Origin of the sequence: Methylobacterium oryzihabitans (genome assembly GCF_004004555.2) — a bacterium.
In the GTDB taxonomy this organism is placed as follows: Bacteria; Pseudomonadota; Alphaproteobacteria; order Rhizobiales; family Beijerinckiaceae; genus Methylobacterium; species Methylobacterium oryzihabitans.
Window position 1 is genome coordinate 125297 of the sequence record NZ_SACP01000001.1, and the last position, 12974, is coordinate 138270.

The 12974-nt window shown below is 75.1% G+C and carries 14 protein-coding genes; 9 read left to right on the forward strand and 5 right to left on the reverse strand.

Annotated elements, in window-relative coordinates:
• Positions 1 to 2: 2 nt before the first annotated feature.
• Positions 3 to 758, reverse strand: coding sequence for a CoA transferase subunit A (locus EOE48_RS00560; RefSeq protein ID WP_127726827.1), 756 nt, complete (start codon positions 756 to 758; stop codon positions 3 to 5).
• Positions 759 to 1078: 320 nt separating this feature from the next.
• On the opposite strand from EOE48_RS00560, the gene EOE48_RS00565 reads away from it, so the two are divergent.
• Entirely contained in the window at positions 1079 to 2830 is a 1752-nt protein-coding gene (locus EOE48_RS00565) for an AsmA family protein (RefSeq protein ID WP_127726828.1), read from the forward strand.
• On the opposite strand, the gene EOE48_RS00570 is transcribed toward EOE48_RS00565, so the two are convergent.
• Positions 2818 to 3576, reverse strand: coding sequence for a Sir2 family NAD-dependent protein deacetylase (locus EOE48_RS00570; RefSeq protein WP_127726829.1), 759 nt, complete (start codon positions 3574 to 3576; stop codon positions 2818 to 2820). The genes EOE48_RS00565 and EOE48_RS00570 overlap by 13 nt on opposite strands.
• Before the next feature lie 176 nt (positions 3577 to 3752).
• Here EOE48_RS00570 and EOE48_RS00575 point away from each other — a divergent pair, with 176 nt between their 5' ends.
• A complete protein-coding gene (locus EOE48_RS00575) occupies positions 3753 to 4358 on the forward strand; it encodes a hypothetical protein (RefSeq protein WP_127726830.1) in 606 nt (201 codons plus the stop codon).
• Positions 4359 to 4408: 50 nt separating this feature from the next.
• The gene (locus EOE48_RS00580) at positions 4409 to 5290 is read left to right on the forward strand and encodes an HAD hydrolase-like protein (protein ID WP_127726831.1); all 882 of its coding nucleotides are present in this window, start codon (positions 4409 to 4411) and stop codon (positions 5288 to 5290) included.
• Between the two features lie 206 nt (positions 5291 to 5496).
• On the opposite strand, the gene EOE48_RS00585 is transcribed toward EOE48_RS00580, so the two are convergent.
• Positions 5497 to 6702: an MFS transporter gene (locus EOE48_RS00585; protein WP_127726832.1), complete on the reverse strand. Its 1206-nt coding sequence runs from the start codon at positions 6700 to 6702 to the stop codon at positions 5497 to 5499.
• Between the two features lie 111 nt (positions 6703 to 6813).
• Between EOE48_RS00585 and EOE48_RS00590 the strand changes: the two genes are divergently transcribed.
• From EOE48_RS00590 to solA, 3 genes are all read left to right on the forward strand, one after another.
• Positions 6814 to 7725: a LysR family transcriptional regulator gene (locus EOE48_RS00590; protein WP_127726833.1), complete on the forward strand. Its 912-nt coding sequence runs from the start codon at positions 6814 to 6816 to the stop codon at positions 7723 to 7725.
• Between the two features lie 184 nt (positions 7726 to 7909).
• Complete coding sequence (locus EOE48_RS00595) at positions 7910 to 8458, forward strand: DUF2087 domain-containing protein (protein ID WP_127726834.1); 549 nt, start codon at positions 7910 to 7912, stop codon at positions 8456 to 8458.
• A gap of 104 nt (positions 8459 to 8562) precedes the next feature.
• The gene (solA, locus tag EOE48_RS00600; protein ID WP_127726835.1) at positions 8563 to 9705 is read left to right on the forward strand and encodes an N-methyl-L-tryptophan oxidase; all 1143 of its coding nucleotides are present in this window, start codon (positions 8563 to 8565) and stop codon (positions 9703 to 9705) included.
• Positions 9706 to 9720: 15 nt separating this feature from the next.
• Here the strand turns inward: solA and EOE48_RS00605 are convergent, their stop codons facing one another.
• Both EOE48_RS00605 and EOE48_RS00610 read right to left on the reverse strand, forming a co-directional pair.
• Positions 9721 to 10728, reverse strand: a complete 1008-nt coding sequence (locus tag EOE48_RS00605) for a DUF5666 domain-containing protein (RefSeq protein ID WP_127726836.1) — start codon at positions 10726 to 10728, stop codon at positions 9721 to 9723.
• The gene (locus tag EOE48_RS00610; RefSeq protein WP_127726837.1) at positions 10725 to 11591 is read right to left on the reverse strand and encodes a DUF6502 family protein; all 867 of its coding nucleotides are present in this window, start codon (positions 11589 to 11591) and stop codon (positions 10725 to 10727) included. Before EOE48_RS00610 ends, EOE48_RS00605 begins: the two co-directional genes overlap by 4 nt.
• A 129-nt stretch (positions 11592 to 11720) precedes the next feature.
• Here EOE48_RS00610 and EOE48_RS00615 point away from each other — a divergent pair, with 129 nt between their 5' ends.
• The 3 genes from EOE48_RS00615 (at position 11721) to EOE48_RS00620 (ending at position 12924) form a co-directional block, all read left to right on the forward strand.
• Positions 11721 to 11930 carry a hypothetical protein gene (locus EOE48_RS00615; RefSeq protein ID WP_127726838.1) on the forward strand — a complete coding sequence of 70 codons (210 nt, stop codon included), beginning with the start codon at positions 11721 to 11723 and terminating at the stop codon, positions 11928 to 11930.
• On the forward strand, positions 11927 to 12094 hold the full coding sequence (locus tag EOE48_RS29040) for a hypothetical protein (RefSeq protein ID WP_187371275.1): 168 nt from the start codon (positions 11927 to 11929) through the stop codon (positions 12092 to 12094). Before EOE48_RS00615 ends, EOE48_RS29040 begins: the two co-directional genes overlap by 4 nt.
• Positions 12095 to 12174: 80 nt before the next feature.
• A complete protein-coding gene (locus EOE48_RS00620; RefSeq protein ID WP_127726839.1) occupies positions 12175 to 12924 on the forward strand; it encodes an outer membrane protein in 750 nt (249 codons plus the stop codon).
• Positions 12925 to 12974 lie beyond the last annotated feature (50 nt).

Sequence of the window (12974 nt, forward strand, 5' to 3'; positions counted from 1 at the left end):
GGTTAGATGGCGCCGCCGCCGGTCGGCGCGGGAGCCGGCGCGGCGTCGGGGGCCGCCTCCTGGCGCTTGCGGGTGGTGCGCTGCTCGATGCGCTTCTGCGCGTCCGGCACGTGGATCATCCGCTTCACGAACACGCCGGGCGTGATGATGTGGTCGGGGTCGATCTCGCCCGGCTTCACCAGGTGCTCGACCTGCGCGATGGTCATCCGGGAGGCGGTCGCCATCATCGGGTTGAAGTTGCGCGCGGTCTTCCGGTAGACGAGGTTGCCCTCGGTGTCGCCCTTCCAGGCATGGACCAGCGAGACGTCGGCGAACAGCCCGCGCTCCATCACGTAGGTCTCGCCGTCGAACTCGCGGACCTCCTTGCCCTCGGCGATCAGGGTGCCGACGCCGGTCTTGGTGAAGAAGGCCGGGACGCCGGCGCCGCCGGCGCGGATGCGCTCGGCCAGGGTGCCCTGCGGGTTGAACTCGATCTCGAGCTCGCCGGCGAGGTACTGCTTGGCGAAGGTCTTGTTCTCGCCGACGTAGGACGAGATCATCTTCTTGATCTGGCGCGTCTCCAGCAGCACGCCGAGGCCGACGCCGTCGATGCCGGCGTTGTTGGAGATCACCGTCAGGTCCTTGGCGCCGCTCTCGCGGACGGCGTCGATGAGCACGTCCGGGATGCCGCACAGGCCGAAGCCGCCGGCCATGATCGTCATGCCGTCGCGCAGCACGCCCGCCAGCGCCGCGGTGGCATCGGGATAGACCTTCTTCATTCTCGCTTCCTCTCCTGGCCGGCTCTCCCGGCCGGCACAGCGCGAGGCCGGCCGACCTCCCGCGCGTCTGTGACGCTTCGCCGCCTCCTTCTAGAGCCCCGCTGTGCGGTGCCGCAAGGACCCTCGGGCGGTGGCGGGCGCGCGGCGGCGGCGGACGGCGGTGGACGGCGGCGGTCCCGGCCGGCGGGGCGCGAGACAAAACCTGTCGGCCGGGTTAAGGAGCGCACCGGGGGATGGCGATTTTCGCCGGCCGTGTCTTTCGGGGCGCGGTCGACCGGGCCTGACCGTCGCGAACTGGCCCGTCGAGAAACTGGGGTGCGATGCCGCGCTGGTCCGTCCTGATGCTGTGCGCCGCCACCGTGCTCGTGGCCGGCGCCTCCGGCCTGACCTGGACGGTGGCGACGCCCTGGGCGGTGGCCCTCGCGGACCGGGCTCTGGCTCCCTACGGCCTCGCCCTCGACGCCGCCGGGCCGGTCGAGCTCTCGCTCCTGCCCGCGCCGGCTTTGTCCTTCGCCGGCATCCGCCTTCGCAGCCGCGACCACCTCCTGGCCGAGGGCGGGACGATGCAGGTCCAGTTCGGCCTCGGCGGCCTCGTCTTCGGCCGGGCCGAGGTCGCGGCGGTCGCGCTGTCGGGCACCCGCTTCACCCTGCCCGAGGAGCCGGACTGGGCCGCGCCCGGCGCCGACCTGCTCGACCGGCTGCCGGAGAGTTCGGAACGGCTGTTCCCGCGCCGCCTCGTCCTCACCGACGCCTCCCTCACCGTGCCGGACGCCCGGACCGGCCTCGGCGAGACGGTGAGCGGCCTCAACCTCGTGGCGACCTGGCCGCGCGCCTCCTCGGGTCTCTCGGTCACCGCCTCGCTGGTCTGGCGCGGGATCCCGGCCACCGTCGCGGTCTCGGGGCTGCGCCCGGCCGCCCTCGCGGCCGGCGAGGCGAGCCCCTTCGTCGCCTCGGCGACCTGGGCGGCGGCGAGCCCGGGCGCCGGCAGCCTCGACCTCGAAGGCACCGGCCAGTGGCAGGCCGGCCCGCGGCTGTCGGGGAGCGGCCGGCTGCTCACCGCCTCGCTGCCCGACACCCTCGACTGGCTCGGCGGCCGGCTTCCCCTGGCGCCGCTGGTCGGGGCGATGAGCCTGGAGGGCCGGTTCGAGTCGCGGCCCGACCGCATCGAGCTGCCGGACCTGCGCATCGGGCTCGGCGGCAACAGCCTGGAGGGCGCCGGCGCGGTGGTGCTCGGCGGCGGGCGGCCGGCGGTCTCGGCGACCCTCGCGGCGGAACGGTTCGAGCTCGACCTGCCGCCCGGGAGCCTCGCCGGCTGGGAGCGCCGATCCCTCGACCTCGCGCCCTATACCGGCGGCGACCTCGACCTGCGCCTGTCGATCGGTGCCGCCCGCCTCGGCACGCTCGGTGCCGAGGACGTCGCCGGCGGGCTGCTGATCCGCGACGGCGTCGTCGAGGCGACCCTCGGGCGCGCGACGGTGCGGGGCGGCACCGTCAAGGGCCGCGCCACCCTGGTCTCCGGCAGCGCCGGCCTCGACGCCAAGGCGCAGGGCAGCCTCGACCGGGTCGATCTCGGCGCGGTGCTGGCCGATCTCGGCGCCCCGCGCTGGCTCCTCGGCCGGGCCCGCGGCACCCTGAGCCTGGAGGGCAGCGGCTGGGACCTGTCGGAGATCAGCCGCCGCGTCGCCGGCCGCGCCTCGCTGACGCTCGACGGCGGCGAGATCCTCGGCCTCGGCCTCGCCGACATGTCCCACCGCACCGGCGCCGCCCTGCGGCGGGGCGGGCGCACGCCGTTCGAGCGCGCCCAGGTCACCCTCAGCCTCAGCGACGGCGTCGGCGACATCGTCCAGGGCCAGATCCGCGGATCGGCGGTCGCGGCGGGCCTGCGCGGCCGGGTGTGGCTTCCGGACCGCCGGCTCGGCCTCTGGGTCGAGATCGAGCCCCGGCTCCCGGCGGGCGCCGACACCGCCGCCGGCCTCGTCGAGATCAGCGGTCCCTGGGCCGAGCCGGCGATCCGCCTCGTCCCCACCCGCAACCCCGGTCTGCCGGCGGCGGCGAGCGCCTACGCGCCCTGATCGCCCTGCGGCAGCGGCCGCCCGGCGAGCACCGCCTCGGCGAAGGCCGGCACGGTGCGGGAGGCCGGGCCGTAGCAGGCGGTGTCGAACGCCCCGGCGGTGTCCGAAGGGGCGAGGTTGATCTCGTGGGTCGGAATGCCGTCCGCCCGCGCCCGCGCGACGAAGCCGGCCGCCGGGTAGACCGAGCCCGAGGTGCCGATCGCGACGAACAGGTCGGCCGCCGCCAGCGCCGCCTCGATCGCGTCGAGGTGCAGCGGCACCTCGCCGAACCACACCACGTCCGGCCGCATCCCGCCGCGGGCTCCGCAGGCGGGACAGGGGGTGTCCGTCCCGAGATCCGTTTCCCACGGCGTGCCGGCACCGCAGGCGAGGCAGCGCGCCCGCATCAGCTCGCCGTGCATGTGCACGACCGCGCCCGCGCCCGCGCGCTCGTGCAGGTCGTCGACGTTCTGGGTGCACAGGAACAGGCCTCCGCCCGCCGCGGCGAGGCCGGCCTGGAGCCGCGCCAGCGCGGCATGGGCGGGGTTGGCGGCGGCGGCCTTCACGCCGGCCCGGCGCAGGTTGTAGAAGGCGTGGACCTCCTCGGGATCGCGTGCGAAGGCCTCGGGGGTCGCCAGCCGCATCGGGTCGAAGCGGCGCCACAGCCCGCCCGGATCCCGGAACGTCCCGAGCCCGCTCTCGGCCGAGATTCCCGCGCCGGTGAGCACGAACAGGCGGGTCCCGGCCGCCGGCCGCGGGGCGATCATCGTGCGTGATCCTGGTTCGTCAGTAACGGGCCAGTCTGAACCATCATTTTTTCTCCGCCGTTGACGTTCTGGCAATGCTTGGCATGGACAATCGTCCCGTCTCATCCTAAGTGAGGAAGGGCTCCGGGCGTGCACAGGCGCCGGGCCCATCCGAACAGATCGCTTCAGGACACTCAATGACGCGCAATCGCGCGAGACCGTCGTTCACGGTCGAGATCAAGCGCAACCGCCCTGCCCCTGTCCTTGCCGCCGGCGATGCCGACCACGTTCCGAGCGAGCCGGTCAAGCGAAGCTCGGGCCGCGGCCTCTGGGAAGGAACCAGCCTCTTCGAGGAGGTGGCGGCCGCCGAGAGTTCCGGCCGCTTCGACTCCGAGCCGCTCCCCGAGCCGGTCGCCGCCAAGGCGCCCTCCCCCGCCGCGGCGCAGCCCCGCCGGGTGCTCCCCAGCCTGATCGCTCCGCCGGAGCCGCCGGCGCCCGAGCCGATCGAGGTCCACCGCGAGGAGCGGCTGCCGCCGGTGCGCCGGCCCCAGGCCCTCGAGAAGAAGGCCAAGCCCGCGCAACGTCCGGCCCGCACCGCCTTCGTGTGGCCCGAGGACTGGCCCGACGAGCCGGTCGTGACCGTCGCGCCCCCGCCGGCGCCCGCTCCCAGGCTGATCGAGCCGCAGGAGGACGCGTCCGCCGCGGCCCCGAGCGAGGCCCGGCCCCGTCCGCCGCGCCGCCGGGACGCCGACCTCAATGCCGGCCAGCGCTGGAAGCGGCGCCTGCCGCGGGTCTGCTGGTAGGACGCGCCGTCCCGGCCGGATCCGGCCTGCAGGGAGGCGCGGCGCCGGCGATGCAACCCGCGCCGTCCTACCGGCTGGTGATCCTCGACTTCGACGGGACGCTCGCGGACACCTTCCCGTGGTTCGCCGGCGTGCTCAACGCCACGGCCGCCCGCTACGGCTTCCGGGCGGTGGAGCCGGATGCCGTCGAGACCCTGCGCGGCCTGGATGCCCGGGCCGTGATGCGCCGGCTCGCCGTGCCGCGCTGGAAGCTGCCGCTCATCGCCCGGCATATGCGCCGCCTCGCGGCGCGCGACGCCGCGACCCTGGCGGTGTTCCCCGGCATTCCCGACATGCTCTTCCGGCTGCGCGGCGGCGGGATCGCGCTCGCCGTGGTCTCGTCGAACCGCGAGGACGTGGTGCGCCGCGTCCTCGGCCCCGACAGCGCCGCCCTGATCGGGCACTACGCCTGCGGCGCCGCGACGTTCGGCAAGGCGAGGGCATTCCGACGCGTCGTGCGGGCGGCCGGGATCCCCCCCGACGCCGTGCTCTGCCTCGGCGACGAGCTGCGCGACCATCAGGCCGCCGCCCGGGCCGGCCTCGCCTTCGGGGCGGTGACCTGGGGCTTCACCCGTACCGTGGCCCTGGCGGAGGCCGGGCCCGACCATCTGTTCGCCGATCCCGCGGCCGTCCTGGCGGCACTGCTGCCCGAGCGCGCGACCGGCGTGAGGCCGGACGATGACCGGACGGTCGCTTGCGGCGACCGCGGGCAGCCGCTTTCGCGATGCGAGCCCCTCGCGGCGCAGGGCTCGGCGAGTGCCGGACCAGTGTCCGGCGCTGCAACCGGACCCTGCTCCGAACCATCGCGTTCGCCGCGTGCTTCGGAACCGAGCGGCACGCACTCGGCAGGACGTGCTTCGATCGAGTCCGAGGATGGGCGCACGCTCCGTTGATACGATTGCCGGACGTGATCGTCCGAAAGTCGCATCATGCCAACGGGCGTCGAAGCCGGCCTTCGGTTCCGTTCTCGAGTTTCCGTCAAGACAAGGTACCGAACGTCTGGGCTCGGCATCGACAAGTCGAGAGGGGTCGATGGCCCTGTCGATCTCGATCTTGCCCGAGATCGACGTCGATGCGTCGGCATCTCGGGCCATTGATATCAGACGTGCTCCCGACGACCCGGAACCGGTTGCTCGATGGCCGCCGCAGGGCGGGACCCGGAGCGCGGCCACTGCCGCAGCGCCAGCAGCAGCGCCAGCCCGGCCGCCGCCATGGCGGCACCCGCGAGCGACACCGCCGGGTAGCCGAGCCCGGCATCGATCACCCCGCCGCCGAGCGCCGCGCCGACCGCGTTGCCGAGGTTGAAGGCGCCGATGTTCATCGCCGAGGCGAGGTTCGGCGCCTGCGCGGCCTCCGCCACCACCTTCATCTGCAGCGGCGGCACGATGGCGAAGCTCGCCACGCCCCACAGGAAGATCAGCGGGGCGGCGGCCGCCTCGACCCGCATCCCCGGCGCGAACAGCACCAGCAGGAGAACCAGGGCGGCGAGCGAGCCGATCAGCGTGCCGTCGAGGGAACGGTCGGCGAGCCGCCCGCCGAGCCAGTTCCCGGCGGTCAGGCCGAGCCCGTAGACCACCAGCATCGCGGTGACGAAGGACGCGGACGCCCCGGTCTCGACCCGCAGGATCGGCGCGATGTAGGTGAACACCGTGAACATCGCGCTCGCCCCGACCACGGTGAGGAGCAGGGCGGCCAGCACCGGCCCGCGGGCCAGCACCCGCAACTCGGCGCGCAGGTCGTCGCGGCCGGCGACCGGCAGCGGCGGCAGCGAGAGCCGCAGGGCCAGCATCGCGAGGGCGCCGATCGCCGCGATGCCCCAGAACGCGGTGCGCCAGCCGACCTGCCCGCCGATCCAGGCGGCCAGCGGCACGCCGCCGACCGTCGCGAGGGTGAGCCCCGAGAACATCGCCGCGACCGCGCCGGCCCGGCGCTCCGGCGCCACCACGCCGGCGGCGACCACCGCCCCGACGCCGAAGAAGGCGCCGTGGTTGAACGAGGTGACGATCCGCGCGGCGAGCAGCATCGCGTAGCCGTCGGAGACGGCCGAGAGCAGGTTGCCGAGGGTGAAGATCCCCATCAGGCCGATCAGCAGGGTCCGGCGCGGGGTGCGGGCGAAGGCGAGCGTCATCACGGGCGCGCCGACCAGGACCCCGACCGCGTAGGCGCTGACCAGCAGCCCCGCCGCGGGAATCGAGACGCCGAGGTCGCCGGCGATCACCGGCAGCATGCCCATCGGCGCGAACTCGGTGACGCCGATGCCGAAGGCGCCGACCGCCAGGGCCAGCAGGGGTGGGTTGATCCGCATCGAAAGCTCCGTCCGCTTGTGCTGCCCGGGCACTTGGCGGATGAGACGCGGGGGCGGTAGTCCCGGGCGCGGACCGACATCCGTGCGCCGGCGGCACGAATGGAGACGCCGATGCTGCGGGACGGGGCCGACCGGGCGGCGGAGATGGCCGCCTTCGTGGCGGTGGCGCGGGAGGGCAGCCTGTCGGCGGCGGCCCGCAGCCTCGGGCTGACGCCCTCGGCGATCAGCCGCATCGTCGCGCGGATCGAGGCGCGGCTCGGCGTCCGGCTGGTGGTGCGCACCACCCGCCGCCTGCGCCTGACCGCCGAGGGCGACGCCTACGCCCGCGCCGCCCGCCGCATCCTCGCCGACATCGCCGAGACCGAGGCGGCGCTCGCCGATCAGGCCCGCCCGCGCGGCAAGGTGCGGGTCAGCGCCGCCACCGCCCACGGCCGGCTCGTGATCGTGCCGCTGCTCGGCGAGTTCGTCGCCTGCCATCCCGGGATCACGGTCGAGGTCGACCTCAGCGACCAGCTCGCCGACGTGTTCGGCGGGCGCGCCGACGTCGCGGTCCGGTTCGGGCCGCTCGCGGATTCGCCCCTCACCGCCCGCCGCCTCGGCGAGACCGGCCGCACCGTCGTCGCCTCGCCGGCCTATCTCGCCCGCGCCGGGGTGCCGGCGACGCCCGCCGACCTCGACCGGCACAACTGCCTCGATTTCAGCTTCCGCCGCATCGAGCCCGGCTGGCCGTTCCGCGAGGACGGGCGCGAGGTCGTGCGGGCGGTGTCCGGCAACCTCACCGCCAACAACGGCGAGACCCTGGTGCAGCTCGCCCTCCAGGGCGTCGGCATCACCCGCGTCGGCAACTTCCACATCGGCGAGGAACTGGCCTCGGGCCGGCTGGTGCCGCTGCTGGAGCCTTACAATCCGGGCGACCGCGAGAGCATCCACGCGGTCTTCGTCGGCGGCGCCACCACCCCGGCGCGGGTGCGCGTGCTGGTCGATTTCCTCGCCGAGCGGATGCGCGGGCCGGGACGGGGGTGAGGTTGCCGCGGAGGCGCCGGCCGGCTATGCCGGTGTCCGGGTCCGCAGTTCACCCAGGCGTCACCGTCCCGCGAGGGAAGCTAAACCTGCTCGTCTCGTCCTCAGGCCACCTCGTTCTCGTGCCCCGTCGACAAGCCGGTGACCCTCGCACCCCCGCTCCGGGGACGGCACGCGGAGAGCGACCGTGCCAAGAGACCCGATCCCGTTCTCGGCCCCCGACCTGTCGGCGCTGGCCAAGGCGCTGCGGCGCGAGCTGGCGTCCCGCGACGCGCTGCCGAGCCACCTCGACCTGCTCAACATGCTCGCCCGCGCCGCGGGCCGGCGCAACCACCAGCACTTGCGGGCACAGGCGCTCGCCGGTCCGGCGGTTCCGGGAGCGCCTCCCCCGCCGCTTGCGGACGACCCCGTTGTCCTGAAGGCCCTGCGCCACTTCGACGGCGGCGGAGGACTCGTGCGCTGGCCGGCGCGCACGCGCCTCCAGCACCTCTGCCTCTGGGTCCCGTGGTCGCGCATCCCGCGCGGCCGGAGCTTCAGCGAGCGGGAGATCAGCGCGCACCTCAACACGCTGCACGGCTTTCGCGACGCGGCCATCATGCGGCGCACCCTGTGCGCCCTCGGGCTGATGACCCGCACCGCCGACGGCCGGGTCTACCGAAGGGTCGAGGTCGCGCCATCGCCGGAGGGGCTGGCGCTGATCCGGCGCGTCGGCTCGGCCGCGGCGGCGCAACGGTAATCGGATCTGCTTCGGAGGAGCCGTCCCTCAGAGCCGCGGGGACATGCCGAAGCCCTGACGCGGTGGGGCTGTCCCCGCCCCGCCGCACCCGGTAGGATCCCGGCATGGTCTACGACGTCATCATCATCGGCATCGGCGGCATGGGCAGCGCCGCCGCGTGGCAGCTCGCCCGGCGCGGGCAGCGTGTACTCGGGCTGGAGCGGTTCGACATCCCGCACGCCATGGGCTCGTCGCACGGGATCAGCCGGATCATCCGCCTGCCCTACCACGAGGACCCGGCCTACGTGCCGCTGCTGCACCGCGCCTACGAGCTGTGGCGCGAGCTCGAGGCCGAGACCCGCGAGGAGATCCTCGTCATCACCGGTTCGATCGACGCCAGCCCGGAGGATGCGCGCACCTTCCAGGGCGCCCTCGCCTCGGCCCGGCTGCACCGCCTCGACCACGAGGTCCTCACCGGCGCCGAGGTCAACGCGCGGTTTCCCGGCTACCGGCTGCCGGCGGCGCACCGGGCGGTGTTCCAGGCCCAGGGCGGCCTCGTGGCGAGCGAGCGGGCGATCGTCGCCCATGTCCGCGCGGCTCAGGCCGCCGGCGCCACCATCCGGGCCCGCGAGGCGGTGCGGGGCTGGGAGGCGTCGGGCGGGCGCGTGAGCGTGACCACCGACCAGGGCCGCTACGAGGCCGAGCGGCTGGTGCTGACCGCCGGGCCGTGGATGGGCGACCTCGTGCCCCTGCTCAAGCCGGTGGCGATCCCCGAGCGGCAGGTCCTGGCCTGGCTCCAGCCGACCCGGCCGGAGCTGTTCGCCCGCGAGCGCTTCCCGGTGTTCAACCTCATGGTCGAGGAGGGGCACTATTACGGCTTCCCGGTCTACGAGGTGCCGGGGTTCAAGTTCGGTCGCTACCACCATCTCGGCGAGACGACCGCGGCCGACGCGCTCCGGCGCGAGCCGGACGAGGCCGACGAGCGCCTGCTGCGCAGCTTCAGCGAGCGCTACTTCCCGGACGGCAGCGGCCCGACCATGGCGTTGCGCACCTGCCTGTTCACCAACACGCCCGACGAGCACTTCATCCTCGACCACCACCCCGACCATCCCGAGGTGGTGCTCGCCTCGCCGTGCTCGGGCCATGGCTACAAGTTCTGCTCGGTGATCGGCGAGGTGATCGCCGACCTCGCCACCGGCGACGGCACCACCCGGCACGAGATCGGCTTCCTGCGCGCCGGGCCGCACAGGCCCGGGCTCGCGGCCTGACCAGGAGGGGCGGCCTCAGCGCCGCCCGCCATGCGGGCCGGGTCCGCCCTGGCCGCCGGGCCCCGCCGGGCGCTCTGCCCCGGGACCCCGCCCCTCGGCCCGCACCGCTTCGACCCGCAGCCGCCCGTCGGCCCCCACCCGCGCCTCGATCACCGCGAAGCCGTCCCGGACCCGTGTCCCGGCCCCGTCGAGGACCAGCCCGGAGCCGAGGCGCAGCGTCCCGCCCGTTCGCGTGACGTAGCCCTCGACCGACAGGCGCGCGACGCCCGGCCCGAACCCGGTCGCGGCCTCCTGCGCTCCGCTCACCGCGAGGCCGCCGCGGACCGACTCGCCCTCGACGGTGACGCGCCGGCCGACCAGGGCCGGGTCGAGGCCGCGCAGCCGCAGGGCGCCGATCTCGACGCCGCCGTCGCGGGCCCGGCGCACCGGGCCGGTCACCCGGTCGCCGGCCTCGCCCGCCGGCTCGATCAGGCTCGCGGCGATGCTGCCGTCGGGCCGCCGCAGCCCGCTCACCGCGACCCGGTCGCCGACCCGCCACGTTCCCGCCGGCCCGATCAGCCCCGCGGTGGTCACGCGCTGGCCGAGCACCCGCAGGCGGCCGCGGGCGACCGCCTCGACCGGCCCGGACACCTCGCGCTCGACGGCGATCCGCCCGGTCGCGAGGCCGCTCCCGCCCTCGCGCGCCACCACCCGCACCACCTGGCCGCGGCGCAGGGCGGCGACCGAGGCCGGGCGGCCGTCGACCGTCACCGCGGCGTCGGCCGGATAGGCGATGCGCAGCCCGTTGACCACGATGCTGCCGAAGTCGCGGATGGTGCCGACCACGCCGGTCCCGCCGATGCCGCGGTCGCCCTCGGGGTCCTGGCCGGGGCCCGGCCGGATCCCGGTGCCGCCGATGCCCTGGTCGAGGACCCGGTCGCCGGCCGGCCGCGCCGGCCGGGGCGCGAGCACGCCCGCCGCGGCGGCGAGCCAGTGGAGCACGCGGCGGCGGCTCGGGGTTAAGCGCACGGGCGTCGTCCTCATGCGGCCGGGTCCGGCCGGGGCGCGGCCGGATCGGGCCGGGGCGCGGCCGGCGCCTCCTCGGCGTAGACGTAGACCCCGAAGTTCCAGCGCGCGTCGCCGCCGGGATCGGTCTCGCAGGCGGCATGCGCCTCGCGGTTGGCCTCCTGCAACGCTGCCATGGCGATCTCCCGGGCCCGCGCCTCGAGGCGGCGGGCGAGGTCCGGCGACAGCCCGTCGTAATGCACCGCCCGCTCCAGGAAACGCGGCCTGTCGTCGAGGATGTTGGCCACCGCCGCCGCGATGTGGTCGTGCAGGTTGCGGCCGAAATAGTAGAGCTGCTGCTCGCCGCCGCCCTGGGGCACGAAGGCGGCCTCGGCGAGCACGATGCGTCCTTCCGCGTCCTGCACCGCGAGGCCGCGGTCGAGCCATTCGTCGAGCACCGCCCGCGGGCGCAGGTCGCGGGTCACCGAGGCGACGAGGCTCTCGAAGGACGGCCCGTCCTCGCCGGCGCGCGGCAGCGGCCGGGGCCGCCCCTCGGCATCGGTGAAGTCCGGCGCCGCCAGCCAGCGGGCGATGATGCGGCTGGTGCGCGAGACCGAGGCCGGTACCGCGCTCACCGGCGCGCCGGCCCCGCGCAGGCGGCGAACCTCCTTGCGGTGGATGCCGGTGAGCAGGCTGACCCGGCTGTCGGTCTGCTCCTTGCCCGGCAGGGCGAAATCGTACTCGGCGACGTTGACGTAGAGCTCCCGCAGCAGGGTCGTCAGCGCCGGGAAGGTGATGCCGGTGCGCACGAACAGCCGCACCAGCGGGCGCAGCAGGCGGGCCAGGGGCGCCTGGAGCCGCGCGCCCTCCGGCGGCAGCGGGGTCGAGACCGAGTCGGACATCGCCGTCCTTGTACCCGAGGCGGAGTGGGACACAATCCCACGAAATATCCCGGTCCGGCTGTTTTGGCTTGACGTGGGAAATTTGCACACATACCGGAACGGCGTGGTCAGATTTCCCACGGACTCGAGATGAACCGCGCCGCTCCCACTCCCTACCGGCCCGCCGCCCTCGCGCCGCTCCGGCCTGTCGTCCCCGGCTCGCCGGCGGCCCTGCACCGCCCGGTGCCGCCGCTCGCGGCGCTGGCGCGCGGCCTCGCCGTGCTGGCGGCCCTGGCGCTGCCGGTCGCCGCCGCCTCGGTGGCGGATCTCGCCCACCCGGCGCCGCGGATCGTCCGGTGAGCGACCCGGTCCGGCTCCCGCCGGAGGGCCTCGGTCCGCGGACGGTGCTCGCGGCGCCGGAGGACGGCGGCGAGACCGTCGTGCTGGCGGCCCTCTGCCTGATCATCGGCGGGGCGATCGCCCTGCTGGCGCTCCAGGTGCTCTGCCTGACCCGGATCCTCTGACCGTCGGGCGTCCACGACGCGGGCTCCGGCGGGCTTGTCCCCGGCGGCCTCCGCTCCCTCCACCAGAACGGCAATCCCCCATGACCAAGACAACGGCCGCCGGCCTCGCGCTCCTGTGCGGCGCCGCCCTCGCTCATCCCGCCCTGGCCGCCGACCTGCCCGCCCGCGCGGCGCCGCCGGTCTTCACGCAGGTTCCGGTGTTCGACTGGACCGGCTTCTACGCCGGCGTGAATCTCGGCTACGGCACCGGCAGCGACGGCCGCCGCTTCACCGATCCGACCTACGGCACCGTGGCGCCGGGCGACGCAAGCGGCGGCATCGTCGGCGGCGGGCAGGTCGGCTACGCCTACCAGTTCACCCCCGGCTCCGGCTTCGTCGCCGGCCTCGAGGCCGACATCCAGGGCACCGGCTTCGGGCGGCGGCGCGCCGGGCTCGTCGACACCCTGCCCTTCACCGACGTGTCCCCGAGCCTCGACTGGTTCGGCACGGCGCGCGGCCGGCTCGGCTACGCCTTCGACCGCTTTCTCGTCTACGGCACCGCCGGCTTCACCTATGGCGGCGGCAGCCTGCCAAGCGTCGCCTCGACCTATGCCGGCACCCTGCCGGACACCCTGCGCACGGGCTGGACCGCCGGCGGCGGGCTCGAATACGCCGTCACCGACCGGCTCAGCGCCCGGATCGAGGGTCTCTACGTCAACCTCGACCGGCGCGGCGGCACCGGCGGCGTCACCTACGACACCGCCACCACCGCCTTCTACGGCGTGTCGCGCAGCCAGTACGAGTTCGGCCTGATCCGGGCCGGGCTGAACTACCGCTTCTCGGCGTTCTGAGCCCGTCCCCCCGAACGCGAGGGATGCCGAGAGGGCCGGGATCCTGCGGG